We start from the raw sequence: 23,276 nt of genomic DNA, 5'->3' as shown, positions 1-23,276 counted from the left end.
GCGGAGAGAGAGGGAAACGAGGCAACTCTCGCACATGTGAATTATATCAGTGCTTTATATGCCATTGATTGATCTCCGATGTACTAAATTTTGTACCACAAGGCTGTGCCAATTTTGGCTGGAGTTTGCAACCAGTTGCAAATTTTAGCGCGACTCTGGCCCATCTCAGCCTCAGCGATTCCAGGATAAACGAAAAAGTTGAGTCTGAACGGCCACTTCGATTGGGCCGCATGTAAGAAGCATGGCAACCTACTCGGCACCTCTGCAATCAATTGCAAAATCAATTCGTTGGGATACGCTAGCCTACAGGCAACCTCTACGGTTATCTGGCGCACCAATTGAGACATGAAGTCAGTCAACTTCCACCACCTGCTTACTCACAACGAGCAGCTCTTTCGTCTCGGCTATCTGGCTGAGCGTTTTTTTGCGGAAGACCCCAACACCTCGCTCATTAAGTCGCGGCAGTTCGCGGAGCTTCTGACTAAGGAAGTCGCGGCCAGGGCCGGGGCCTATGACCCCAAGGTCCGCGAGAAGTTCAACGACCTGCTCTTTGCGCTGAAGCGCGACCGGATCATGTCGAAGGCTGTGCTGGACATCGTCCACGCGATCCGGATTAAGGGCAACAAAGCCGCCCATGAATTCAGCGGCTCGCACTCCGAAGCCCTCTCCGCGTTGAAACTTGCCCGCGCGCTGGGGGTTTGGTTTCATCAGAGCTTCGGCAGTGAGCCTGATTTCAAGCCGGGCCCCTTTGTGCCTCCCCCTAATCCCGCCGAGGAGAGCGAAGACCTTCTTGCGGCGCTTTCTGAACTTAGGCGACGGGTGCGCGAAGCCGAGGAGGCTGCTCAATCCAATCAAGCGTCCCTCGCAGAGCAACAGCAAGCGAGGGAAGCCGCAGAGGAGCTTGCTCAGCAGGCCCACGAAGACCAGGCAAGCTGGGAAACGCTCGCCCAAGAATATGACACCGAGCGCGCCCGCCTTGAGCGGGAGCTAGCGGCGTTAAATGCGCAGGTAGAGCAGGGCCCAGAGCAAGAGCGTAAGAAGGCGGTCTCTTCAGGCCTAAAGGCCGCTGAGAGCCTGGAGCTGGACGAAGCCGACACCCGCACGCTGATCGATGTCCAGCTGTTGGATATGGGTTGGGAGGCTGACACCAAATCACTGCGTTACGGAAACGGCGCTCGCCCAAAAGAGGGCCGCAACCTCGCCATCGCAGAGTGGCCGACTGAAACCGGGCCCGTCGACTATGCCCTTTTCGTGGGCAAGAAATGTGTGGGCGTTATCGAGGCCAAGCGAGAGAGCAAGGACGTCCCTGGCATCCTCAACAGCCAGTCGAAACGCTATGGCAAGTCGATCACCATGGATGGGGGCGAGCTGCTCGCAGATGCACCCTGGGTGCATGATGAAACCACCAGCTACCGCGTGCCATTTCTCTTCGCGACGAATGGCCGCCCATTTGTCCGCCAATTCATAGAGAAGTCGGGCATTTGGTTTCTAGACGTCCGGAAGGCCTCAAATCACCCGGCAGCACTGCCGGAATGGTTCTCACCAGCCGACTTGCTGACTAAGCTAGAGCAGGACGTCGAAGGATCGGCTATAAAGCTTTCACAGGAAACCTTCGAATACGCCGGGCTACGCCCGTATCAGCAGGAAGCGATAACCGCGATTGAGGCGGCTATCGGTCGTGGTCAGCGCGAGGCCCTGATTGCGATGGCGACAGGAACCGGGAAAACCCGGACCTGTATTGCGCTTATGTACCGGCTCCTCAAGCACAAACGGTTTCGGCGCATCTTATTTCTTGTCGACAGAAAAGCGCTGGGCAACCAAACCCTTGATGCGCTGGAAAACACCGAACTCGAAGGTCTTCTGAAGTTCGCGCAGATTTACAATGTCGCGGATCTAGAGAAGAAAACTCCAGAGCCATCGGATCAGGTGCATGTAGCGACTGTCCAATCGCTCGTCACTCGGATCATGGCTGAGGGTGATCCGGACCAGCGCGTCACACCAGGCATGTATGACTGCATAATCGTTGACGAAGCCCACCGGGGATACACTCTGGATGCTGAACTCCGTGAGGGTGATGTCGCGTTCCGCGATATCGATGACTACCTTTCAAAGTATCGCCAGGTACTGGACTATTTTGACGCAACCAAGGTCGCGCTGACGGCCACGCCAGCCCTCCACACGAGCGAGATATTTGGCCGGCCGGTGTTCAACTACTCCTACCGCCAGGCCGTCATCGACGGTTACCTGACCGACCACCTGCCGCCTAAACGCATCCTCACGGCCTTGGCCGAAGCTGGGATCAAGTTTGAAGGCGGCGAAGAAGTTGAGATCATTGATCCGCGCTCTGGGAAGGTCGAACTCTCCACCCTGGAAGATACGGTCGAGCTGGAAGTCGAAAAGTTCAACAAGAAGGTCTACACGGAGAGCTTCAACAAGGTCGTCTGTGAGGCCCTCGCAGCTGAGATTGATCCAAGCGCACCGGGAAAGACCCTGATCTTCGCCGCGCGCGATGATCATGCAGACCGAGTGGTCCGGTTGCTCAAGGAAGCGCTGCGCGAGGAATGGGGCGACATCCCTGATGATCTAGTGATGAAGATCACGGGTGCCGTCGACAAGCCGGAGAAACAAATCCATCGCTTCCGGAGCGACCCGTTGCCCAAATTCGTCGTTACCGTCGATCTCTTGACGACCGGCGTCGATATCCCTTCGATCACGAACCTGGTGTTCCTGCGCAGGGTCAACAGCCGCATCCTTTATGACCAAATGCTCGGGCGGGCGACCCGGCTCTGCAAGGAAATCGGCAAAGAGCATTTCAGGATTTTCGACGCAGTCGATCTGTATTCTCATCTTCAGGAACTGTCGGACATGCGTCCGGTCGTCGTGAGGCCGGACATCAACCTGATGCAGCTGGTAAGCGATCTGCGCTTCGCCCTGACCGAGGAGGACCAGGACTGGGTCGCCGGGCAGATCGTCGTAAAGACGCGCCAGCTTGTTCGGCGCCTGGACGAAGATCAGCGCCGACAGCTGGAGACCCATCTTGAGACCTCTTCGGACGACCTTGCCGAAATACTCCATGAGCTGACCCCCGGTGAGCTTATGGAGTGGTTCGAGCGCTTCCCCAGGGCGAGCGAAATCCTTGACCGGCGGCCAGAGGGAGGCGGCAGCGGCGGCATTTATGTGTCCGAGCACCCCGACGAGTTCTTGGGCATTGAGGACTACTACGGGCCGAACGCCAGCCCAGAAGACTATATCGAAGGCTTTGAACGATTCATTCGCGAGAACATGAACACCGTCCCGGCGCTAATCGCCGCCACTCAAAAGCCTCGCGACTTGACCCGTAAAGAGCTCACAAACCTCGCAAAACTTCTAGACGATGAAGGCTTCTCGGAGGCGAACCTTAGAGCTGCTTATGGCCGAGTCCGGAATGCAGACATAGCCGCACATATCATTGGGTATGTCCGTCAGGCGGCGCTGGGTGACCCACTAGTGCCTTATGAGACTCGGGTCGATAACGCCATTGCAAAAATCGCGGCCTCACGCCCTTGGAACAGCGTCCAGAAGCGCTGGCTCAAGCGCATAGGGCGCGTGCTCAAAGAGATGCCTGTCGCAGACCCAACTGCGCTGGAGGCCGGGGCTTTCGCTCAACAGGGCGGTTACCGTCGCATCTCGATGGACTTTGCCGGTGAACTGCCTGGATTGCTCCAGGAATTGAACGCTGCGATATGGGAGACGCCTGCAGCTTAAGACTGGTTTCTGGACGCATCGGGGAGAAAAGACATGAACGCAAACAATATCGTTCAGAAGCTTTGGCGGCTTTGCACGATCCTCCGAAAAGATGGGATCACATATCAGCAGTACGTCACTGAGCTGACGTATCTTCTGTTCCTGAAAATGGTCGAGGAGCGCGGAGCTACCCTTCTCGACAAGACGCGCAAAGGACCGATGCTCCCGGCTGATTATCAGTGGTCGGTCCTAAAGCAGCTAGAGGGCGTTCAACGCCTCCAGCGCTACCGGGACACACTGACAACGCTTGGCAACCCTGAAGTGCGGATCGACGCCAAGGGCGTCATTGTCCCGCTTCCGGCCACGCCTGAAGGCGAAGAATCTGAAGATCAGGCCAAGGCGCGCAAGTTAAAAGTGGAAGCTTACGCCGCTGCAGAACCTCTGCCACGCATCGTCCAGCTGATCTTCGCCAACGCCTCCACCTTCCTACGTGAGCCCGCGAATCTGAAAGAACTCGTCGACGCCATCGACAAGCTCCACTGGTTCTCCGAAGAGCGCGACCAGTTCGGGGATCTCTACGAGGGCCTCCTCCAGAAGAACGCCGAGGAGACCAAACGCGGGGCCGGTCAGTACTTCACGCCACGAGTCTTAATTGAATGCCTCGTCGATCTGATGCAGCCCCAACCGGGCGAAATCATCCAAGACCCGGCGACTGGAACCGGCGGCTTTCTGATCGCCGCCGACCGCTACATGAAAGCCAAGACTGACGAGTATTTTGACCTGTCCGAGACGAACCAGAAATTCCAACGCGAAAAGGCCTTTCACGGGCTGGAAAACGTCCCGGACACTTTCCGCCTTCTTCTCATGAACCTCTTCCTGCACGGACTGGAGCCCGAGCATGTGAACTTGGCGGACACGTTGAGCCCGAGGGGGCAATCGCTTCCCAAAACCGATTTGATCCTCACCAATCCGCCTTTCGGTCCGTCTGGCGGCGCACCGACCCGGGAAGACCTGGTGGATACGGCCGGCATGTCATCCTACCAGCTGCCCTTCGTCGAGCATTGCATCCGCTCGCTTAACCCAGGCGGACGCGCAGCCATCGTCATTCCGGACAATGTCCTGTTCGAGGGTGGCCGCGGCCTCGCCCTTCGTAAGCGCATGATGAATTGGTGCCGCGTCCACACCATCCTGCGCCTGCCGACCGGCATCTTTTACGCCCAGGGCGTGAAGACGAATGTGATCTTCCTGGAACGCGCCAGCGATGACGACGCCAGCCGCAAGGTCGATGCGACGACCGAAGTGGCGGTCTACGACATGCGCACCAACATGCCGCAATTCGGCAAGACCAACCCGATCACCCGTCAGCATCTGAAGGACTTCGAGAAAGCCTACGGAGCCGACCCGAACGGTCGCCAGCATGGCCCCGACGAAGGGGAAGAGGGTCGCTTCCGCAAATTCTCTCGCGAAGACATTACCGCCCGAGGCGACAGCCTGGACATCACCTGGCTGCGTGAAGACAGCGATACGCCAGAAGATGGGCTGACCGAACCCGATGAGATCGCTGATGCGATCATGGGCCACCTGCGGGCGGCCATGATGGAGATTGAAGCGCTACAGGACGAGCTCGCCGCCGATGAGGTGGCAGGATGAGTGATCTTCCAGAGGGGTGGGCAGAGACCACCCTTAACGCGATTTCGAGCTACATTCAGCGCGGCAAGTCCCCCAAGTACACCGATAAGAGTGACCTTCCGGTCATCAACCAAAAGGCTGTTAGGTGGTGGGGCATTGATGAAGCCGCGCTCAAATTCGTGCATCCAGATCAATGGGACAAGTGGGGCGAAGAACGCTTCCTCGTTGAGGGTGACATTCTTTGGAACTCGACCGGCACAGGAACAATTGGACGAGCTTGTCTCTACACCGGATTGGAGACCTCAAACCGGGCGGTGGTAGATAGTCATGTCACCGTTGTGCGATCCGCTGGTGAGATTGAACCAGGCTATGTGTTCAACTATATTCGCTCGCCTGCGGTACAGTCCCGCATCGAGGAAATGCAGTCCGGAAGCACCAATCAAGTTGAACTTGGTAAAGGCGCGATCCAGGAAACTGTGATCCCTCTACCCCCAGCTCCAGAACAAAAACGCATCGTCGCGAAGATCGACAGCCTGACCGCCAAATCCGCTCGCGCCCGCACCGAACTCACCAAAATCGAAGCCCTGGTAGAGCGGTATAAGGCGGCGGTTATCGACACGGAGATTAGTAGAGCTGAAAAGGCGGCTCAGAGCGAGCATTCTATCGAGGAAATTGCTGCATCCACGTTCGACGGCCCTTTCGGGTCCAACCTCAAATCTGCGGACTATGTCGAAGCCGGAAAGCGGGTAATCAGGCTAGAGAACATCGGGCACTTCGCGTTCATAGGCTCGAAGGAAACGTTTATCTCAAAAGAGAAGTTTCTCAGTCTCGAGCGACACCACTTAAAGGCGGATGACATTCTTTTTTCCTCGTTCATTTCAGACAATATCCGCGTGTGTCGACTGCCGGCTGACCTCGACGGGCAAGCACTTAACAAAGCCGACTGTTTCGCAATCAGGTTAAATCGCGCAATCGCCCTTCCTAGATACATCATGTTCGCACTTGGGAGCACCAAGGCTTACGACGCGCTAAGCGGCTCGGTCCATGGCGCGACCAGGCCCCGTATCAATCTCAAGCAATTGAAGAGCTATGCCATTCCTTTGGCTCCAATTTCCACCCAGAACGTCGCAATAGCGCGGATTGAAGCCGCACTCCGCCATATCGATCAAGTTGTCCAAGAGGTCCGTGGTTCAGCAACAGCACTCGACCGCATCGACCAGCAAATTTTGTCGAAAGCATTCAGCGGAGCCCTAGTTCCGCAAGACCCTGCCGACGAACCCGCAGCGGAGCTCCTCGCCCGCATCAAAGCAGCTCGCAAGAGCGCTCCGAAGAAGCCCCGCCAGCGGCGCCAGGGAGGCAAGACCAAGGTGAGCCCCATCCAAAAAATAGCTGACGCGTTGGAAACCTGGCCTGAGTCAGGGCGGACTTTTGAAGATATTAGGGAGGTCTTTCCCGGCACATACGAAGCTCAAAAAGACGCGATCTTTGAGCTGCTGACGTCGGACCCTCCGAGGCTCCGGCAAGAATTTGATGAAGACGATCAAATCATAAAGTTGAAGAAGGCCTGATCGTGCGGCTCAGCTATTTAAATATCATCGAAGCAAGAAGCTGCGGCGGACTGCTGGATGGGCTGAAGATTGACTTTGGGGACCGGCGCGACAGCAACTCTCCTATAGCGCCTTTATGCCTGATTGGGCCAAATGGGTCAGGCAAATCGCAACTAATTCAGCTGATCGCCGAAATCTTCCAGCTCGCCTGGCATGAACATAATCCAAAAATTGAACGAGACGCCGCGAACGAAGACACGCTCTTCCGGCTCGACTATTTTATTCGGCCTCCTGGGGAGGCCGATTGGGAAAAGGTTCGGCTCTCACGCGGCAAAAAGGGGAAGAAATTTGATTTCACCGTCGCCCGTTGGACCGGCGATGAATATGAAATGCTCGACTGGTCGGCCTCCGCGACGTCCCGTCTCCTACCTTCATTCATTGTGGGCTATTCCTCTGGGGACAACGAAACGCTCAGCCTGCCCTTCCTGATCAGCCGGTCCGGCTATGCGGCAGATGTCGCGACAGCGGCGTTATACCCGGACAGCCTGATCGACACGGTGTTGCTTAACAAGCTTCTGATGGTGGACTATGCCAGCCATCTGGAAGTCCTGGTCGCGACGCAGCTGCTTGGCGAACCTGAAATACGCCGCAAAACGATTGAGCACGCTTGCCTGGACCAGATCACCTCATTTCGATGCACGGTCCGTCTTAATGGACCGGCAACAACGCGGATTAAGCTAACCGATGAGCTCGAGCGACATATTCTCGGGCTGAAACGGACGGCGACGTGTTGGGACTACGTCGCGTCCACTGACACATACACATTTGACTTTTTTGTCTCCGAGGCGACGCGAACAGCCGCCTCTCATTTCTTCGTTGATGCTTTGACCCTCTATATCGCAATCCGAGCGCTCGGCATGCTCAATGATCTTGCAATCCCGAAAGCCGCTAGGACACGGATCAAAAAGAGCGCCAAGGAGCGGCGTTACGCGACACGGCTTCCGGAACCCCAGGACGAGCAGAAGGTCTTCCAATTCGAGCGTGTTCGGTTTCAGGCCGCCAAAGCTGATCAGAAGCTCGAAGTCGACTACGTCTCCCTCTCAGACGGTGAGCATCAGCAAGCTCAGATATTCGGGATCCTCGGCATCGTGCGCAGTCAATCCGCCCTGTTCCTGCTCGATGAACCAGAGAGCCATCTTAACCCCCGCTGGCGAGTGAAGTTTGTGAGCAGCGTGCTCGACCTCCTCCCAGACCGGAAAGACCAGGAAGTTCTGATCACCTCGCACGCCCCCTTCGTGCCGTCGGACATGGATCGCGAACAGGTGCTGATCTTCAGGAAAGATGAGGATGGCAAGATCGAGGTCAAAAACCCGGATGTTCAGACCTTCGGCGCCACCTATGATACAATTCTGGAGAGCTGCTTCGGCGTCGAGCCGCCCATCTCGAAGCTTGCGATGTCGACCATCGATGAGCTCATGAAGACAGATGACATTGAGCTGATACGGAACGAGCTCAAGAACCTCGGGCCTTCGGTCGAAAAATCTTTGCTAGCGGACCGCCTGCGCCGCATGATCAAAGACGTTCCGGGCTAACCGATGCTGTACACATATCAAGGCGCAGCGATACCCGAGAACTGGGTTCATGAGTGGCTGGTCGACATGCTAACCGAGCTGCTGGATGCAATAGATGCGGGAAATGAACCAGCAGAGTGGAAAGACTGTGTCCCAGTTGGAAGGCCGAACCTTGTTCGTCGGCTGAGCATAAGGGATACGCGTGCTGACCTAATCAGACCTCTGAGCGAGATCTCGGAAGCTGAACGCTCAACGCTTCGAGACGCTATTGTTGCCCAAAACAACATCCCTGCCGTATTGAATGGAATGACTGCTTGCCCGCTTGTCTCAGAATTTCCGGAGGCGGTTAGAAAACCGTTCATCGAATATTTTAAGGCAGGGTTCAACCTCATTGGTTCTCTCGACGTCAGGCAGAGCCACTATCAGGCAATTTTTGACTCGATGCCTGTTCCTGTTTGTCCGTTCTGCGGAACGGAGATCATGACTATCCCGCGGATACTTTCAGAGGACGAGAACGCCCCCAATCAGGACCTGGATCACTACATTCCAATTTCGCTCTACCCGCTCGCTGGTTCCAACCTTCACAATCTCGTGCCGATGGGCAGCACCTGCAACTCACGCTTCAAGAAGGCGCAGGACATAATTCGAAAAGCTGACGGCAGGCTTCGACCGGCGTTCGATCCCTTTGGGCCGGTAGCCAGCGAGATTTCACTTGCAGGCTCGCGATTTCCGGCGGCCGTGGATGCAGCAGCACCAGACTGGCAAATCACACTTAGTGGCGGAGACCAAGCCAACACCTGGGACGCCGTATGGGATATCAAACGTCGGTTACGCGAGGACGTAATCTCGCCAAAGGCCAATCGGTGGCTAGAAAACGCAGCAAAGGTTTCCAATAGGCTCGGGGTTAGGCCGAGAAACAAAGCGGAATTGATCCAGTGGCTCGAACGGAGCCTTGAAGCTGCGCAAGACGATCAACACGAGGTTTATGGAGCTGCTAAGGTGGCGTTCTGGGAGTTCTTGTTGGAGCAGCTCAATACAGACGGCCCCGAGCAAGATTTCGAGCTGTTTCTTTTAGGGCTTTTCGATAGCGCGCTTGCGCACTGAAGCACGTCGAATTTTGCAACCCAGTTGCAATATTTTGACTTGGCTTGTCTGCCTAGCGAATCGATCCACTCGCTGTCAGCCGCGCACCACTCAGCCAGACTCCCCGCTCAACCGCTCACGCAAAAGCGTGAACATTGGATGCAACATCCATCTCTTAGGCTGGCCGCGGCTACGATTTCGAACTCTCGCCCGGAAAAGCACATTTCTCGACGCCAAAGCTCTAATTAGACTTCCCTCGGGGTCAATTTCCCCACCTTCCGACATGCCTGCGGACTCTAAAAGATAATTGAGAACCGTCGCGTAATCCTGACTTCTGCCAACTTCCTGGCAAGCTACGCGCACTTTGTCTGCCAACGACACAAGCAAGACGACAGGGTCGCTGGATTGTCCGTGAGGCATCAAGGCTCGAATACCGTCCCACTGTAGCGCTTGGCTGGCATGGGCTTGAAGTTGCTCGAGCCAAGGTAACAGTGGACTCTCACTCGTCGTACTCGGTCGGCGCCTCAGAGTCTGGCTAATGTTTTTCTGATACCGCATTTCAAATCGGATGCGATCGTGCATTTTGGCGTAAATTACGAGATCAAGCCCGGTTCTCTGAGGGACTGTGACAACGATACTATCGCCTTCCCTGGCCATCCTGTCGGGCTCTGAATTCGGGTATCTTCGAACCTGCGAAGCCGGAGTCGCATCAAACAGGCGCCCGCCAAGCTGGCGTACGAAACCGAGCGCGGAAGACTCAACACGCTCCCAATATATCTCCGCCTGATTGACGGTAAGCTCAGCCCAGTTAAAGGAGACACCAACCGGACCGGCTTCAACAATTCCAGTTCCGCTACGGTCACCAGGCGCAAATCCCAACTCGGAAGGGAGGAAGGTCGCGTGAAGAAACTCGATCAGCTTGCTCTCATAAACTTCGAGATACCTCTGCCAGCGCTCAAAGCGGACATTCGACACAATACCCCCGAGCCTATCCGTGGAAGTCAGAGCATTGTCAGTTCGTGTAAGGGTTTGCCTGCTCGTTTCTTCAAGCACCTCAGGGCGGATGCGGAAGAACTCACGAACGTCAAGTTCATGGAGATCTTCGTACCCAGTTGCGGCCAGCGCGTGCTGCGCAGTACGAGTGGGATTGAGTTGTAGGCGCAGGATAAGCCAGCCCCCTCGAGTTGTGACCGTTAAATGGACGCTATCGTTGATACTCCAGCATCCATTCCGAATTCGTGCGCTCCTCTTGCTAGGTTGCCTCCCAAATTGCGTCAGTAGCTTTTCTTGCATTCCGCCAATAGCGTCTGCCTCGGCCTCATCATTTAAGAACTCGACGTACTGATTAATCGCCTCCCTAGAACCCGTCAGACGCGCAACTACTTGGATCTCAAGCCTATCAACCCTGGCCTCCTGCGCAGAAGGGGCCCTTTCACTGAAGACATGACGGATGCCTTCACGGTTTCGTTCTCGTACACTGACTGGACCAGATGATGATGAGTTAGAGAGTGTCAATTGAAGGCCTCAAGTCTAGGAGGCCGCGGAGCGCCCACCAGGTAGATACCGATAGAGCGTAGCCGGCGCGACACCTAGGCGCTTCGCGACATCGGCTACTGTGATTGAGGGATCGGATAGCAATGCTGACGCGGCTCGAACATCCGCATCACTGAGCGCCTTCGGTCTACCACCTACACGCCCATTGGCTTTCGCAACGGCAAGACCAGCCATCGTCCGCTCTCTGATCATTGAGCGTTCAAACTCGGCGAGTGCGCCGAAGATATGGAATATCAACCTCCCCCCGGGGGTTGTCGTATCTATACTCTCCGTCAGACTACGGAAACCAACCTGGCAGTCATCCAGCCGCTCGACGGTCTCGATTAGCTGCTTTAGCGATCTTGCGAGCCTATCCAGCTTCCAAACCACAAGAGTATCGCCTTCGCGCATGTAGTTGAGGGCAGCGGCGAGCTGAGGCCGGTCTCGCTGCGCGCCGGAAGCAGTCTCCTCGAAAATTTTCCCGCACCCAGCCTCCCGCAGTGCAACGCGTTGCAACTCGGCGTCCTGCTCCTGCGTCGAAACCCTTGCGTACCCAACCATCATTGCTCTCTCGCCTTCTCAAAAACCCTGCAATCAGGATAAACGAGAGAGCATGATTCGAGAAACAGTTTTGAGATATAACTGCAGCGGTTTACGACAGACTTATCGCGCGCCGCATAGGCTCTCAAAAACGACCGATTTCAATAAACACTAATGAGGGCTATTGCGCCTAACGAGCGAGTATGCGGACTCCATAAGTTGCCAAAAGAAACGATAAATGCTCACCTAACGTGTGGGCTTCATTTTTTGGAGAATTATATGGAACTTATTGAAGCTGCGGAGCGTTTCCGGATTTGGGCTGCCAAGACAGGTGTATTAACCTATACATTGCCTGAAGATGAGCTGGACAACGATCCAGCTGATCTTGAAGAGCTATTCGACAATGACCGAGCGCGGGCCGCATCAGATGCTTTGGTGAAAAGCCGTATAAATATGGTTTTTGTGAACCGCGCAGATAGCAAGATTGTGGTCTGCACGCATCGAAAACTGACAAAAGCAGCTCTTGAAGCACTTCCCAGGGAGACCGAAGAGGGCTTCCCGATCAGTTATATCAAAGCGATGCCGCCAAGCGTAAAGTCGCCTTCATCCACCCCTAGCCCGAATGGCCACTACCTTATCGATCCCAATTCGAAGTTTACCTGTGGCGGGTCGATATCGGCAGCTAACGAACTAGCCGCAGGGACTCTCGGCTGTCTAGTTAATGGGGCCGACGGCAAGATCTTCGGCTTATCGAACAACCATGTGACTGGTGGGTGCAGTTATCTTGAGCCCGAATTTCCTATACTTGCGCCTGGGTTGGCTGATATTCGGCACGACGGCATTTCACCTTTTACCTTGGGTAGGCATACACGTGTTTCGCCTTGGATTTCAGGTTCGCCATCAAATGTTGACATAAGCGGGAATTTCGACGCCGCTCTGTTTGAGGTCGAAGACACTTCTCGTGTGTCTTCGATGCAAAGGAACTTTTTTGATACACCTATTCGCGCTAGCGATCCGTCCGACAATCTGCCTGTGAAGAAAGTGGGAAGGACAACTGGGCTCACAAATGGTAAAGTAATTGGGTGGACACAAAGCCCGCTGCCGGTTGCTTATCAGGTACCGGAGTTTAAGGGTGCAATATACTTCGAAGATATCTGGATTGTTCGCGGTTTCGGAGGCGTACCATTCAGTGCCCCAGGAGATTCCGGCTCGCTTGTGGTAACGGAACTCCCGAGCGGAGAGCATGAAGCAGTTGGCCTAGTATTCGCCGGCACCAATGACCAATCTCTTAGCTTCATAATCCCTATAAACAAAATTTTGAGCTATTTTGACGTAACGTTGGCGGGAGAATTAGGAGTCTAGGTTGAACGTACAGGAAGCAGCACGTCGCCTTGTTGACCGGCTCGGCTTTTCGCCAGCCGCGGCAACAATAATGTGCTGGTCCGAAAATAATGATGAGATTCTTGTGTGGTTAAATCAGGACTTTTCTTATTTAAGCTCACAGGTGCCAGAATCTTTTTTGGGTTACCCAGTTCGAGTTGAAGTGCGCCCCAAAATAATTGGGGCTAGCGGCTGATATAGCCTGACTGATCTGGCTATATACCTCTCAGTACCATGCTGAGCGAGCTTCCTACGAAATCCCCTTTAGTAGATATCAGCCACCGTTTGAGGTCGGGCTGATAACGCGGAATTGTGCTCAATAATTGGCATAGTCCCTGTAGCTTCTGGTTGTTTACCCAGGTAGTCCAACGTCCGCTGAAAATGCTCCTTCGATGGATCGCCATATGGCAAGGGAAGCAGACCTGAATAAGTGAAAATGGGTCGTAGTAGTTCTCGCCATGGTAGCCGATACGCTTTGAGGCCCCGCAAATTTCACACTGAGAAGGCTTCGGTAATAGCCCTTGCTTTCTCAACCAGATTATAACGCGATCCGTATGGATACGTTCTTCAGCCGTGAATCCATTGTATGGATTGTTTCCACGGTAGCTAGGCGGCGGGAGGTGTACGCCCTGGAGGTTTATTGCTTCTTTAGGGCGATACCGTGCTGCCCACCGTTCGCACATTTCGAACAGTAATTCACAGGCATGATCGTGTTCCTCCGCCGTGGCCCATTCCATCAAAGAGCAAGCCTTATTACCCAAAAATGTGAAACCGGTTGCAAAATTTTGCCCCATATCGAGTCAGGTGAGTCAGGTCTGATTTTAAAGCCTGTCAGCATTTATGGGGCTGGCAGGCCCGTATCGAGTGTGTCAGTCGAGCCCGCATGCGGTCCGCGCCGCAGTAATCTCCTCAGCCGCGTTTGAGGCGTCGAACTCGTTCGTTTCGAGCGCGTCTTGGACTAGGATTCGCTCACGCGCCGAGAGGAAGTCGGCGATTGTCGACTCGAGGCTTACCCGATCCACATACGCGCCATCTGAGCCGTTCCGCACGTGCCAAACCCGGCGCTGTGGCTCGTGATCATCCACGCGGTAAACGATAGCGGCTCGTAAGTCGCCGCTGCTCATAGCCACTCCCGGCAAGAACTCGCCACCAGAATAGCCGATGCTTTGAGAGCCGTCCGCTGCGCAACGATACCGGATATAACTGCCATCCGTATACCGGACGGTCGCGACGGCGACGACCTGGTCGGTCATCGGGTCGGTGCCAATTCCATGAGCCCATTCAGCATTGGCCTGGGCGGCGACGAGTACTGTAAGGGACGCGCTAGTGATGAGAGTCTTCATAAGCTCAATATCCTGAAATGGGATAATCCTAGGTTAGGATTACCAAGCCTGTCAGTTTGAGTCGAGCGCAGGTTTGAAATTTGTCAGAGTCGATAAGGTCTGAGCGACACGAGCAGCTCAGGAGCATCCTCAAAGAGCGTAGAATCGAAGCTGGTCTCACTCAGGCTGAGCTTTCGGCCCGCCTTGGAAAGCCGCAATCGTTCATTGCCAAAATAGAAACTGCGGAAAGGCGGGTCGGCGTTCTAGACGCGCTGGATATTTACGTGGCGCTCGGGGGTGACGCACGCGACCTCGCTGATGATCTCGAACGGCTTACGACACCCTAAAAATTGCAACTGGGTGCAAAATTTCGAGATTATGAAGTTAGTTCATTTTGAAAGGTGTGAAAGATCTAAGCTTTCATACGCGACCCGTTCAATACCATCGCGCAAGACCGTAACGCTATGGCCGGCACCGTAGCGTTCCGAAACGCTTCCGTCACTCCATCCTCCCAGAGCGCGTTGTACATCAATCCGGGTCTCTGAGTTCCGCAGCGCGTCCCTAAATGTATGGCGGAGCGAATGAAAACAATTCTGCTCGGTTTTCACGCCAGTTTTGCCAAGAAAGTGCGAGAACCACTTGCTGAGAGGACCTGAGCCATACCCATCCGGATTGCCAACAAGGTCGGGAAACAGCCGACCGCTCGACAGAAGTGAGGCACGGTAATCCAGAAGTCCGACTTCCAGTAGTTTTGAGTGGATTGGTACAAGACGTTCGCTTCCAGGAGTTTTTAGAGTACGGCCCCGGTCCTCGTCTGCCCAAAGGCGAATGACCCATATGCCCTTCTTTTGCAAAACATCTTGTACATCGAGCTGGCAGATTTCATTGATCCGTAGGCCTGAGTAGAGCGAAATGAGGGGAGCCCAGAACCTGTGCCGCCGAATGATGGAACTGCCTGGTTTCGCATAGCCGCTCTCATCGTTCTGGCAGCCTGTGTAGATCGGGGCAGTGAAGATGCGCTGAAGCTCTGCCTCCGAGAACGGGAGCCGTTTCCTTGTGCTCCGCTTTTTCAGGCGGAGGCCTTCAGAGGGATTATCTAACCGGTGGCCTTCGTTTTTTGCCCAGGACAGCATTCCAGCCATGATCTCGATGTAGAGATTTCTGGAACTATCGCTTAGCGGGCGGAGTCCTAGGCGCTGGGCTTCAATAATACGCTCTTCAAGCGGTAGTTCCTTTAGGCTAGACGAAGGTCTTGCAGGGTATCGTAAAAGGGTTTCGTTCGCGAATGCTCTGCATGCTTGGCGAGTTACATCTCGAACGAGGGTGTTCTCGCCCAAAGCCTCGAGTACAACCTCGGCTCGGGCGCGATAGAGGCCTTGTGTCTTGGGATTTTGTTTCGCTGGTTCAGCGAGGTAACCCTCTGCTGCTTCGCGCATCGTAAATCCAGAGGCGATTTTAGCGTCATTTGAATAAGCCTGCGCCCCGAACATCTCTTGATTTGCCGCTACAAACTGCCCTGTCTTTAACGCCGCTTCTTGCTGAGCTGCGATTTCAGTCAGGCCATCGATTATTTTGCGACATACGCGTGAAAAGCCCGGGCTGCCCTTTGGCGCATCCAGATTTGCCTCCTCGACGAGCCGCTCTGCTATCCACATGACACGCAAGGGCGGCTCATCGGTCTCTCGCATTCGCGCGACGTCAGCTAGTAAGTTCTGAGCGGTTATCCTTCCTTCTGAGCGGTCTTGTGCGAAGTCCGGTCTTAACCCCGTAGCTGTTTCGACAGTGGTTCGGTCCAAATAGTCTTTTACCCAGGCCCGGATTACGCTGTCGGTCTCGCTGTCTGAGACTAATCTAGGCGGCCCTCCCCAATTTTGGGGCCGTGACCAAGGCTTGGTCCCCTCAGCACCACGTCGTGCTTCTGACAGCTTCATGTCGAACCAACGTTGCCATTGCGCGAGGCGGATGCGCGCTTCCCGACGATCGCCGGTGTGTAGTGATCGTTTGATTTCTGTGCAGCCGAAGGCTTGACGAGCATCCTTTGGGACGCCGCGACGGAACCAAAAGGTTCCTGCTACAAGGTAGAGGTGTTGCTCGACTGCCTTCAGCGCCATTTTGTACCAAAGTTTGTACCAAATACGGGTGCAAAGCCAAGACTAACCGGCTGCGCTCATGCCGAAAACCCGTAGAAACAGTGATTTGAAGGAAATCTGGCGGAGAGAGAGGGATTCGAACCCTCGGAACGCTTGCGCGCTCAACGGTTTTCGAGACCGCCCCGTTCGACCACTCCGGCATCTCTCCGAACTCAGGGAAGCGCGGTGTCGCAAAGGCCAGACCCAAAATCAAGCCTTTTGGGCGCCGGACGCTCGACGCCCCTCCGGTTCTTCGCTTATTGTCCTGTCTATAACACGGGGCAAACACGCCACAGGGGAAACGACATGCGAGCACACTCTCTCTTTATCATTGCAGCGGCAGGACTGGCTCTGACCGCCTGCGCCACCACCGACACGCCGGAGCGTCAGGAGCTCGTTGACGCGGGCGAACTGCGCGGCGAGACCAGCGACGGGGATCGCGTGCGTTGCGAGAATGTCCGTGAAACGGGCACCCGGATGAGCCAGCGGGTCTGCCTGACCCAGCGCGAATGGGACGAGATCGAGGACGGCAGCCAGCGCTGGGTCGAGGATCGCAATGCCCAGGGTCAGGTCGTTCTGCCCGGACCGAGCGGCCCCAGCTAGGCCATACAGTATGGAGTCAATGCTGTGCTGCGACCCGCACCAGCATTGACTCTGATGCTTCATTTCGCCTATATCGCGCGCTCTGTTCCCGCACGGATCCGTCCGATGCGGGGATTGTGCTTGTGAAACAACGCTGGCTCGGATCAAGAACCGGCGAAGAAAAAGGGCTCCGGTCTCGCGGAAATCCGCAGATACGGCTCCGAAAAAAGGAAAACGATCATGTATGCAGTGATCAAGACCGGCGGTAAGCAATACCGCGTCTCTGAAGGCGACATCCTGCGCGTTGAAAAGCTCAGCGCGGAAACCGGCGATGTGGTCGCGTTTGACGAAGTGCTGATGATCGGCGGCGAAGGCGACTCTCTGGTCGGTGCTCCGGCCGTGGACGGCGCCTCTGTCACCGCCAACGTGCTGGACATCCGCAAGGACAAGAAGATCAAGGTCTTCAAGAAGCGCCGCCGTCAGAACTATCGCCGCACCAAAGGCCACCGTCAGTGGATCGCCGTGATCTCTGTCGCTGAAATCCTGAAGCCGGGCTCCAAATCCAAGCTGGACGCGAAACCCGCCAAGATCGCAGCTGATGAGAAACCGGCTGCCGCTCCGGCCAAGAAAGCCGCTCCGAAAGCGGCCGCCAAGACCGAAGCAGCGGGCTCTGACGCCCTGACCGAGCTGACCGGCGTCGGCCCGGCCTTCGCCACCAAGCTGAACGAAGCCGGCGTGACCAGCTTTGCACAGATCGCCGCCTGGACCGACGCGGACATCGAGCGCCTCGACGGCGAGATCTCCGGCCTGAAGGCCAAAGCGGAAAAAGGCGACTGGGTCGCCGAAGCCAAGAAACTCGCTGGCAAATAAGGCCACGCGGCAACAGAACCTGAGAAGGAGAGCACCATGGCTCACAAAAAGGCAGGCGGTTCGTCGCGCAACGGCCGCGACAGTGAAGGCCGGCGCCTCGGCGTCAAGAAGTCCGGCGGTCAGCACGTGATTCCGGGCAACATCATCATTCGTCAGCGCGGCACCAAGTACTACGCCGGCGAAAACGTTGGCATGGGCAAGGACCACACCCTGTTCGCGCTGACCGAAGGTCGTGTGACCTTCGCCAAGAAGAAGCTTAACCGGACCTTCGTGTCCGTCGCTCCGCTCGCGGACGCGGCTGAATAGGGCGACACTGACCTCGTGATCGCCCATCCCGATGAGGGGCGATCCGGGCCAGAGGGCCAAGTTTCAGGGGAGACGGATCGCCGTCTCCCCTTTTGCGTTTGAAAGTCTCTCCCCGCCCAGTTCGCGCCCGAGGAGGCCGATATGAGAGACATGCAGTCTGAACCCGAAGAGACGCCCGAGTTCGAAGCGGGCGCAGTCCTGAAGCCGGCCGTGTTTGCGGAGATCCGCACCCCGCGTCTGGTTCTGCGTCCGCTCGAGATTGACGACGCCGCCTGGGTTGGCCCTGAAAGCGCCCGTCCGGAGATTTGCCGGATGACGAGCCGGGTGCCCGCCAAGAACCCGCCTTTGTTCGCCGAAGGCTTCATCATGATCATGCGTGCGCGCGAACAGGTCAGGGGTGATGTGGTCCGCGCCATCTGCGAAGCCGAGACCGGCAGCGCGGTGGGTGTGATCGGCCTGCACCCGCATGAGGCAGGCTGGGAGCTGGGCTACTGGATCATGCCCGCCGCCTGGGGGCAGGGTTATGCGAGCGAAGCCGCGCAAGGCCTGTGCGACTGGGCGCGCCAGCATGCGATGACCCCGTTCACCGCAAGCTTTTTTGATGACAATCCGGCATCCGGCCGGGTGCTGGAAAAGGCCGGCTTTGCCCATACCGGCGAAACCGGGACCGCCTTCTCCATCGGACGCATGGCCTCTGCGCCCATCCGTCAGATGACGATGGCGGGCTAGCCCAGCTCAACAGACATAGATAAAACCGAGCCATGAAGTTCCTTGATCAAGCCAAAGTGTATGTGAAGTCCGGCTGGGGCGGCCCGGGATGCGTGTCATTCCGGCGCGAGGCCTATGTCGAGTTCGGCGGCCCCGACGGGGGTGACGGCGGGGATGGCGGCGATGTGTGGGTGGAGGCTGTCGAAGGCCTGAACACCCTGATCGACTACCGCTACCAGCAGCACTTCAAGGCCGAGCGCGGCCATAACGGCGCGGGTCGCAACCGCACCGGGCGCGGCGGCGAGGACGTGATCCTGCGCGTTCCGGTCGGCACCCAGGTGTTTGACGAGGACAAGGAGACGCTGCTCGCTGACCTCACCGAGGTGGGACAGAAGGCGCTTCTGGCCAAGGGCGGCATTGGCGGCAAGGGCAACGCCCACTTCAAGTCGAGCCGCAATCAGGCGCCGCGCATTTCCCAACCCGGTGAAGCGGGCGAGGAGCGCGCCATCTGGCTGCGTCTGAAACTGATCGCGGATGCGGGTCTTGTGGGTTTGCCAAACGCGGGCAAGTCCACGCTTCTGTCTGTGGCCAGCAAGGCCCACCCCAAGATCGCCGCCTACCCCTTCACCACGCTTCATCCCAATCTGGGCGTTGTGGAAATGGGCACGGGCAACCGCTTTGTGCTGGCCGATATTCCCGGCCTTATCGAGGGCGCGCATGAAGGCGCCGGCATTGGCGACCGTTTCCTGGGACATATCGAGCGCTGCGCCCTGCTGGTGCACCTCATAGACGCTACGGGCGATGATCCGATGGGCGCCTATGACACCGTGCGCAACGAGCTTGAAGCCTATGGCGGCGGCATCACCGACAAGCGCGAGATCGTCGTTCTGAACAAGCTGGACGCCGCAGACCCTGAAATCGTCGAGATGCTCGACGAAGAGTTCAAGGCCCGGCTTGGCGCAACCCCGCTTCATTTGTCCGGCGCGACGCAGGAGGGCCTGAAGGACCTTCTGAAAGTCATCTGGGAGGCGGTCCACACCCGTCGCCTTGAGGAAAAGCGCCTGAAAGAAGAAGCCGAGCGCGAGGAGCGCGGGGAAACCGGCTGGACGCCGGACCAGTGACGCCTGCGGCGCGCATGGCGACGGCCCGGCGGGTCGTCATCAAGGTCGGATCGGCCCAGCTGATCGACCCGGACAGCCTTGCGCCCCGTCAGGACCGGTTTGAAGCCCTCGCGGACGACATCGCACAGCTGCGCACCGAAGGCCGGGAGGTGGTTCTGGTCAGCTCGGCCGCGGTGGCCCTAGGTCGCCCGCGGCTCGGGCTGAAGCCCGGCAAGACCCTGACGCTGGAAGAGAAACAGGCTGCGGCCGCCGCCGGGCAGGCGCTCCTGATCCAGCACTGGGATCAGGCCTTCGCCCGTCATGGCTTTCCCGCCGCCCAGGCGCTGGTCTCGCCCGCCGACATTGAATCGCGTCCGCGCTGGCTCAACGCCCACACCACGCTTGAAACGCTTCTCAAGCTCGGCGCCGTGCCGGTGATCAACGAGAACGACACCGTCGCGACCGAGGAATTGCGCTTTGGCGACAATGACCGGCTGGCCGCGCGCACGGCCCAGCTAGTCGGCGCGCAGCTTCTGATCATCCTGTCGGATGTGGACGGGCTGTATGACCGCGACCCGCGAGAGCCGGGCGCCCTGCACATTCCCGAAATCCCCGCCATCACCGCCGAGATCGAAGCGCTGGCGGGTCCCGCGCGTTCAGGCGGCGCAGGTACGGGCGGCATGGCCAGCAAGATCGCGGCGGCCCGGATCGCCAATGCGGCAGGCTGCGCGATGATCATCTGCCGCGGCGATCATGACCATCCCGTCGCCGCCCTTCGCGACGGCGCCCGGCACAGCTGGTTCGCCCCCCACGGCAATCCCGAGAGCGCCCGCCGCGCCTGGATCCTCGGCTCGCTCGCCCGTGACGGCGCGCTGGTGCTCGATCCCGGCGCCGCAGAGGCGGTGCGCAAGGGGCGAAGCCTCCTGCCTGCAGGCGTCGTGGATGTGCAGGGCCGGTTCGAGCGCGGCGCGACCGTGCGCCTTCTGACCGCAACCGGTGGACGGCTGGGCGTGGGCGTTGCGGGCTATGATGATCATGAAGCGCGCCAGATCCTGGGTTTGAAGTCCGAGAGCATCGCTGACGTGCTGGGCTATCGACGCGGAGTCGCCCTGATCCATGCCGGTGATCTGGTGCTGGACCCTGAAAGCGGCAGCGCATGAGCCGGGCCGCCAAATCCGAACTCCTGCATGATGGCATGCTGGTAGGGATTTATGGCGGCAGCTTTGACCCCGTTCACCGCGCTCACCGCCACGTCGCGCAAACCGCCCTCAAGCGGCTTGATCTCGACCGGGTGTGGTGGATGGTCAGCCCCGGCAATCCTCTGAAAGCCCACGCCCCCGCCAGTCTTGAAAGCCGCGCCAACGCCATTCGGGCGCTCATGCCCGAGCCCGGCCATGTGGTCTCCACGCTGGAAGACCGGCTCCACACACGCGCCACCATCGATCTCATCGGTCACCTTCAGAGCCGTTATCCGCGCGTCAGCTTCGTCTGGATCATGGGAGCGGACGGGCTGGCGAATTTCCATCGCTGGAAGGACTGGCAGGCGATCGCCCGGCGCATTTCAATTTGCGTCATCGCCCGGCCCGGCTCGGCGATGAAGGCGCGTTTGTCGCCCGCCGCGCGGTATCTGGCCCGGGCGCGCAAACATGACAGTCGCGCGAAATCTCTCCCTCTAGGTAATCCTCCGGGGTGGACTTACCTCACAGAGCCCCTACATGCTGAGGCCTCACGCCTGTTGCGTGCAAACGCCGCATCCTGACCCGCAGCCATCGCCTTGAGACCATGTCGAACGAGACCCTAGTCGAGGCTGGCGCCTTGGCGTTTTTCAAAGACTTGCAGCCCTCCGCCAGCGATTTCCGCGCGGATGTGCTGTCCGGTTTGCGCAAACCCCAGAAGGCGATTTCGCCGAAATACTTTTATGATGCGGCAGGCTCGGCGATCTTTGACCGCATCACGCAAGCACCGGAATACTATCCCACCCGCACCGAGCTGGCGCTTCTGGACCGGATCGGTCCGGAGCTCAAAGCGCTGGCCGGGTCCGGCGCGGTGGTGCTGGAACCGGGCGCCGGGTCCAGCGTGAAGATCCGCCGGCTTCTGGATGCCCTCGACCACCCTGCCGGTTTCGTGGGCATGGATATTTCCGGCGATCACGTCAAAGCCGCCTGTTCCGACATCGCCGCAGACCATCCGGATCTGACGGTCGGGGCGGTCTGCCATGACTTCACCCAGGCGCTGGATGTGGACGCTCTCAACCTGCCCGAGGGCAGGCGCATCGTCTTCTTCCCCGGATCGACCATCGGCAATTTCGAGCTGATCGATGCGCTCAAACTGCTCAAGACCCTGCGTGACTGGCTGCGTCCTGGCGATGCGCTTCTGATCGGGGTCGATCTGCGCAAGGACCCCGCCATTCTGGAAGCGGCCTATGATGATGCCGGCGGCGCCACGGCGGATTTCAACTACAACCTGGTCCGGCGCATCAATACCGAGCTGGATGGGGATCTTGATCCGAGCGCGCTGGTCTATCGCGCCTTCTGGAACCCGTACCGCTCGCGGGTGGAAATGTATCTGCAGGCCCTGCGGGACATGGCGTTCACGGTGGCTGGCGAAGACTTCGTGCTACGCGAGCACGAGACCATCCACACCGAAAACTCCCATAAATTCACCGTCTCGACCTTCCAGGACCTCGCGCGTCAGGCCGGGCTGGTTCCCGCTCATGTCTGGACGCAGGACGGCGCCTGCGCCTTCTCCATTCACTGGCTCGAACGTGGCGAGAAAACGTGCTAGAGTGCGGATTGGTCAATTAAGGGAGCAAGGACTCTGTCCACCGAATTGCACAGCCGCCCCAATGGCGAGGCTGACAGCGACTCTGGCGAACTCGCCCAGAGCACGCAGGATCTCGAAGCGCTGGTTCTGAACGCGCTGGACGATGACAAGGCAGAAGATGTCGTCGCCATCGATCTTACGGGCAAATCATCCGTCACCGATGTGATGGTCATCGCCTCTGGCCGGTCCAACCGGCATGTGGGCGCCATGGCCGACCATCTGGTGCGCAAGCTCAAGGACGCTGGGCACGGCAAGGTCGCGATTGAGGGCCTGAAAACGTGTGACTGGGTCCTGATCGATGCAGGCGACGTGATCGTTCACCTGTTCCGCCCCGAAGTGCGCAGCTTCTACGATCTGGAAAAGATGTGGTCCGTCTCGCCCGACGGCGCCGCCTGACCCTCACCCAATCCTTATCCCGAACCGGGGCGTC

19 protein-coding genes and 1 tRNA gene are annotated in these 23,276 nt (G+C 57.6%); 16 read left to right on the top strand and 4 right to left on the bottom strand.

The window, feature by feature from the left end:
* The first annotated feature begins 345 nt into the window (after positions 1–345).
* Genes hsdR through ACFELO_RS00660 form a run of 5 tightly spaced genes read left to right on the top strand, consistent with a single transcriptional unit; the run spans position 346 to position 9,574 of the window.
* A complete protein-coding gene (hsdR, locus tag ACFELO_RS00680) occupies positions 346–3,744 on the top strand; it encodes a type I restriction-modification system endonuclease (RefSeq protein ID WP_440958654.1) in 3,399 nt (1,132 codons plus the stop codon).
* A 33-nt stretch (positions 3,745–3,777) separates the two neighbouring features.
* Positions 3,778–5,373: an N-6 DNA methylase gene (locus tag ACFELO_RS00675; protein ID WP_440958653.1), complete on the top strand. Its 1,596-nt coding sequence runs from the start codon at positions 3,778–3,780 to the stop codon at positions 5,371–5,373.
* On the top strand, positions 5,370–6,920 hold the full coding sequence (locus ACFELO_RS00670; protein ID WP_440958652.1) for a restriction endonuclease subunit S: 1,551 nt from the start codon (positions 5,370–5,372) through the stop codon (positions 6,918–6,920). The genes ACFELO_RS00675 and ACFELO_RS00670 overlap by 4 nt, the downstream gene beginning before the upstream one ends.
* A gap of 2 nt (positions 6,921–6,922) precedes the next feature.
* Complete coding sequence (locus ACFELO_RS00665; RefSeq protein ID WP_440958651.1) at positions 6,923–8,491, top strand: restriction system-associated AAA family ATPase; 1,569 nt, start codon at positions 6,923–6,925, stop codon at positions 8,489–8,491.
* Positions 8,492–8,494: 3 nt separating this feature from the next.
* Positions 8,495–9,574 carry a hypothetical protein gene (locus tag ACFELO_RS00660; protein ID WP_440958650.1) on the top strand — a complete coding sequence of 360 codons (1,080 nt, stop codon included), beginning with the start codon at positions 8,495–8,497 and terminating at the stop codon, positions 9,572–9,574.
* 1,509 nt (positions 9,575–11,083) lie between these two features.
* Here ACFELO_RS00660 and ACFELO_RS00655 read toward each other — a convergent pair.
* Positions 11,084–11,650 carry a recombinase family protein gene (locus ACFELO_RS00655; RefSeq protein ID WP_440958649.1) on the bottom strand — a complete coding sequence of 189 codons (567 nt, stop codon included), beginning with the start codon at positions 11,648–11,650 and terminating at the stop codon, positions 11,084–11,086.
* A 255-nt stretch (positions 11,651–11,905) separates the two neighbouring features.
* Here ACFELO_RS00655 and ACFELO_RS00650 point away from each other — a divergent pair, with 255 nt between their 5' ends.
* Positions 11,906–12,988, top strand: a complete 1,083-nt coding sequence (locus ACFELO_RS00650) for a hypothetical protein (protein WP_440958648.1) — start codon at positions 11,906–11,908, stop codon at positions 12,986–12,988.
* Positions 12,989–13,875: 887 nt separating this feature from the next.
* Here the strand turns inward: ACFELO_RS00650 and ACFELO_RS00645 are convergent.
* Entirely contained in the window at positions 13,876–14,349 is a 474-nt protein-coding gene (locus ACFELO_RS00645) for a hypothetical protein (RefSeq protein ID WP_440958647.1), read from the bottom strand.
* Positions 14,350–14,429: 80 nt separating this feature from the next.
* Here ACFELO_RS00645 and ACFELO_RS00640 point away from each other — a divergent pair, with 80 nt between their 5' ends.
* A complete protein-coding gene (locus ACFELO_RS00640) occupies positions 14,430–14,675 on the top strand; it encodes a helix-turn-helix domain-containing protein (RefSeq protein ID WP_440958646.1) in 246 nt (81 codons plus the stop codon).
* Between the two features lie 42 nt (positions 14,676–14,717).
* Here the strand turns inward: ACFELO_RS00640 and ACFELO_RS00635 are convergent, their stop codons facing one another.
* Positions 14,718–16,439 (bottom strand): DUF6538 domain-containing protein, encoded by a 1,722-nt coding sequence (locus ACFELO_RS00635; RefSeq protein WP_440958645.1) that lies wholly within the window; start codon positions 16,437–16,439, stop codon positions 14,718–14,720.
* Between the two features lie 97 nt (positions 16,440–16,536).
* Positions 16,537–16,626 (bottom strand) — tRNA-Ser (locus ACFELO_RS00630).
* A gap of 137 nt (positions 16,627–16,763) precedes the next feature.
* Here ACFELO_RS00630 and ACFELO_RS00625 point away from each other — a divergent pair.
* The 9 genes from ACFELO_RS00625 (at position 16,764) to rsfS (ending at position 23,242) form a co-directional block, all read left to right on the top strand.
* Entirely contained in the window at positions 16,764–17,060 is a 297-nt protein-coding gene (locus ACFELO_RS00625) for a hypothetical protein (protein ID WP_440958644.1), read from the top strand.
* 219 nt (positions 17,061–17,279) lie between these two features.
* A complete protein-coding gene (locus tag ACFELO_RS00620; protein ID WP_440958643.1) occupies positions 17,280–17,909 on the top strand; it encodes a 50S ribosomal protein L21 in 630 nt (209 codons plus the stop codon).
* Between the two features lie 36 nt (positions 17,910–17,945).
* Complete coding sequence (gene rpmA / locus ACFELO_RS00615) at positions 17,946–18,215, top strand: 50S ribosomal protein L27 (protein WP_009802182.1); 270 nt, start codon at positions 17,946–17,948, stop codon at positions 18,213–18,215.
* Between the two features lie 141 nt (positions 18,216–18,356).
* Positions 18,357–18,944, top strand: coding sequence for a GNAT family N-acetyltransferase (locus ACFELO_RS00610; RefSeq protein WP_440958642.1), 588 nt, complete (start codon positions 18,357–18,359; stop codon positions 18,942–18,944).
* Positions 18,945–18,976: 32 nt separating this feature from the next.
* Positions 18,977–20,044, top strand: a complete 1,068-nt coding sequence (gene obgE / locus ACFELO_RS00605; RefSeq protein ID WP_440958641.1) for a GTPase ObgE — start codon at positions 18,977–18,979, stop codon at positions 20,042–20,044.
* 14 nt (positions 20,045–20,058) lie between these two features.
* Positions 20,059–21,183 (top strand): glutamate 5-kinase, encoded by a 1,125-nt coding sequence (proB, locus tag ACFELO_RS00600; RefSeq protein WP_440958640.1) that lies wholly within the window; start codon positions 20,059–20,061, stop codon positions 21,181–21,183.
* Positions 21,180–21,782: a nicotinate-nucleotide adenylyltransferase gene (locus tag ACFELO_RS00595; protein ID WP_440958639.1), complete on the top strand. Its 603-nt coding sequence runs from the start codon at positions 21,180–21,182 to the stop codon at positions 21,780–21,782. Before proB ends, ACFELO_RS00595 begins: the two co-directional genes overlap by 4 nt.
* Before the next feature lie 56 nt (positions 21,783–21,838).
* The gene (gene egtD, locus ACFELO_RS00590; protein ID WP_440958638.1) at positions 21,839–22,807 is read left to right on the top strand and encodes an L-histidine N(alpha)-methyltransferase; all 969 of its coding nucleotides are present in this window, start codon (positions 21,839–21,841) and stop codon (positions 22,805–22,807) included.
* Between the two features lie 45 nt (positions 22,808–22,852).
* On the top strand, positions 22,853–23,242 hold the full coding sequence (rsfS, locus tag ACFELO_RS00585) for a ribosome silencing factor (protein WP_440958637.1): 390 nt from the start codon (positions 22,853–22,855) through the stop codon (positions 23,240–23,242).
* Positions 23,243–23,276: the final 34 nt, after the last annotated feature.

Origin of the sequence: Oceanicaulis sp. LC35 (genome assembly GCF_052055585.1) — a bacterium.
In the GTDB taxonomy this organism is placed as follows: domain Bacteria; phylum Pseudomonadota; class Alphaproteobacteria; order Caulobacterales; family Maricaulaceae; genus Oceanicaulis.
The sequence above is the reverse complement of the archived record's forward strand: the minus strand, read 5'-3'. Positions and strand labels throughout refer to the sequence as shown.

Excerpts from the sequence above, each read along its gene's own strand:
- rpmA (WP_009802182.1), top strand. The coding sequence starts at position 17,946 with ATGGCTCACAAAAAGGCAGGCGGTTCGTCGCGCAACGGCCGCGACAGT.
- ACFELO_RS00655 (WP_440958649.1), bottom strand. The coding sequence starts at position 11,650 with ATGATGGTTGGGTACGCAAGGGTTTCGACGCAGGAGCAGGACGCCGAG.
- hsdR (WP_440958654.1), top strand. The coding sequence starts at position 346 with ATGAAGTCAGTCAACTTCCACCACCTGCTTACTCACAACGAGCAGCTC.
- ACFELO_RS00610 (WP_440958642.1), top strand. The coding sequence starts at position 18,357 with ATGAGAGACATGCAGTCTGAACCCGAAGAGACGCCCGAGTTCGAAGCG.
- ACFELO_RS00635 (WP_440958645.1), bottom strand. The coding sequence starts at position 16,439 with ATGGCGCTGAAGGCAGTCGAGCAACACCTCTACCTTGTAGCAGGAACC.
- ACFELO_RS00625 (WP_440958644.1), top strand. The coding sequence starts at position 16,764 with ATGCGAGCACACTCTCTCTTTATCATTGCAGCGGCAGGACTGGCTCTG.
- ACFELO_RS00645 (WP_440958647.1), bottom strand. The coding sequence starts at position 14,349 with ATGAAGACTCTCATCACTAGCGCGTCCCTTACAGTACTCGTCGCCGCC.
- ACFELO_RS00595 (WP_440958639.1), top strand. The coding sequence starts at position 21,180 with ATGAGCCGGGCCGCCAAATCCGAACTCCTGCATGATGGCATGCTGGTA.
- ACFELO_RS00675 (WP_440958653.1), top strand. The coding sequence starts at position 3,778 with ATGAACGCAAACAATATCGTTCAGAAGCTTTGGCGGCTTTGCACGATC.
- ACFELO_RS00650 (WP_440958648.1), top strand. The coding sequence starts at position 11,906 with ATGGAACTTATTGAAGCTGCGGAGCGTTTCCGGATTTGGGCTGCCAAG.
- ACFELO_RS00660 (WP_440958650.1), top strand. The coding sequence starts at position 8,495 with ATGCTGTACACATATCAAGGCGCAGCGATACCCGAGAACTGGGTTCAT.
- proB (WP_440958640.1), top strand. The coding sequence starts at position 20,059 with ATGGCGACGGCCCGGCGGGTCGTCATCAAGGTCGGATCGGCCCAGCTG.
- ACFELO_RS00620 (WP_440958643.1), top strand. The coding sequence starts at position 17,280 with ATGTATGCAGTGATCAAGACCGGCGGTAAGCAATACCGCGTCTCTGAA.
- obgE (WP_440958641.1), top strand. The coding sequence starts at position 18,977 with ATGAAGTTCCTTGATCAAGCCAAAGTGTATGTGAAGTCCGGCTGGGGC.
- ACFELO_RS00670 (WP_440958652.1), top strand. The coding sequence starts at position 5,370 with ATGAGTGATCTTCCAGAGGGGTGGGCAGAGACCACCCTTAACGCGATT.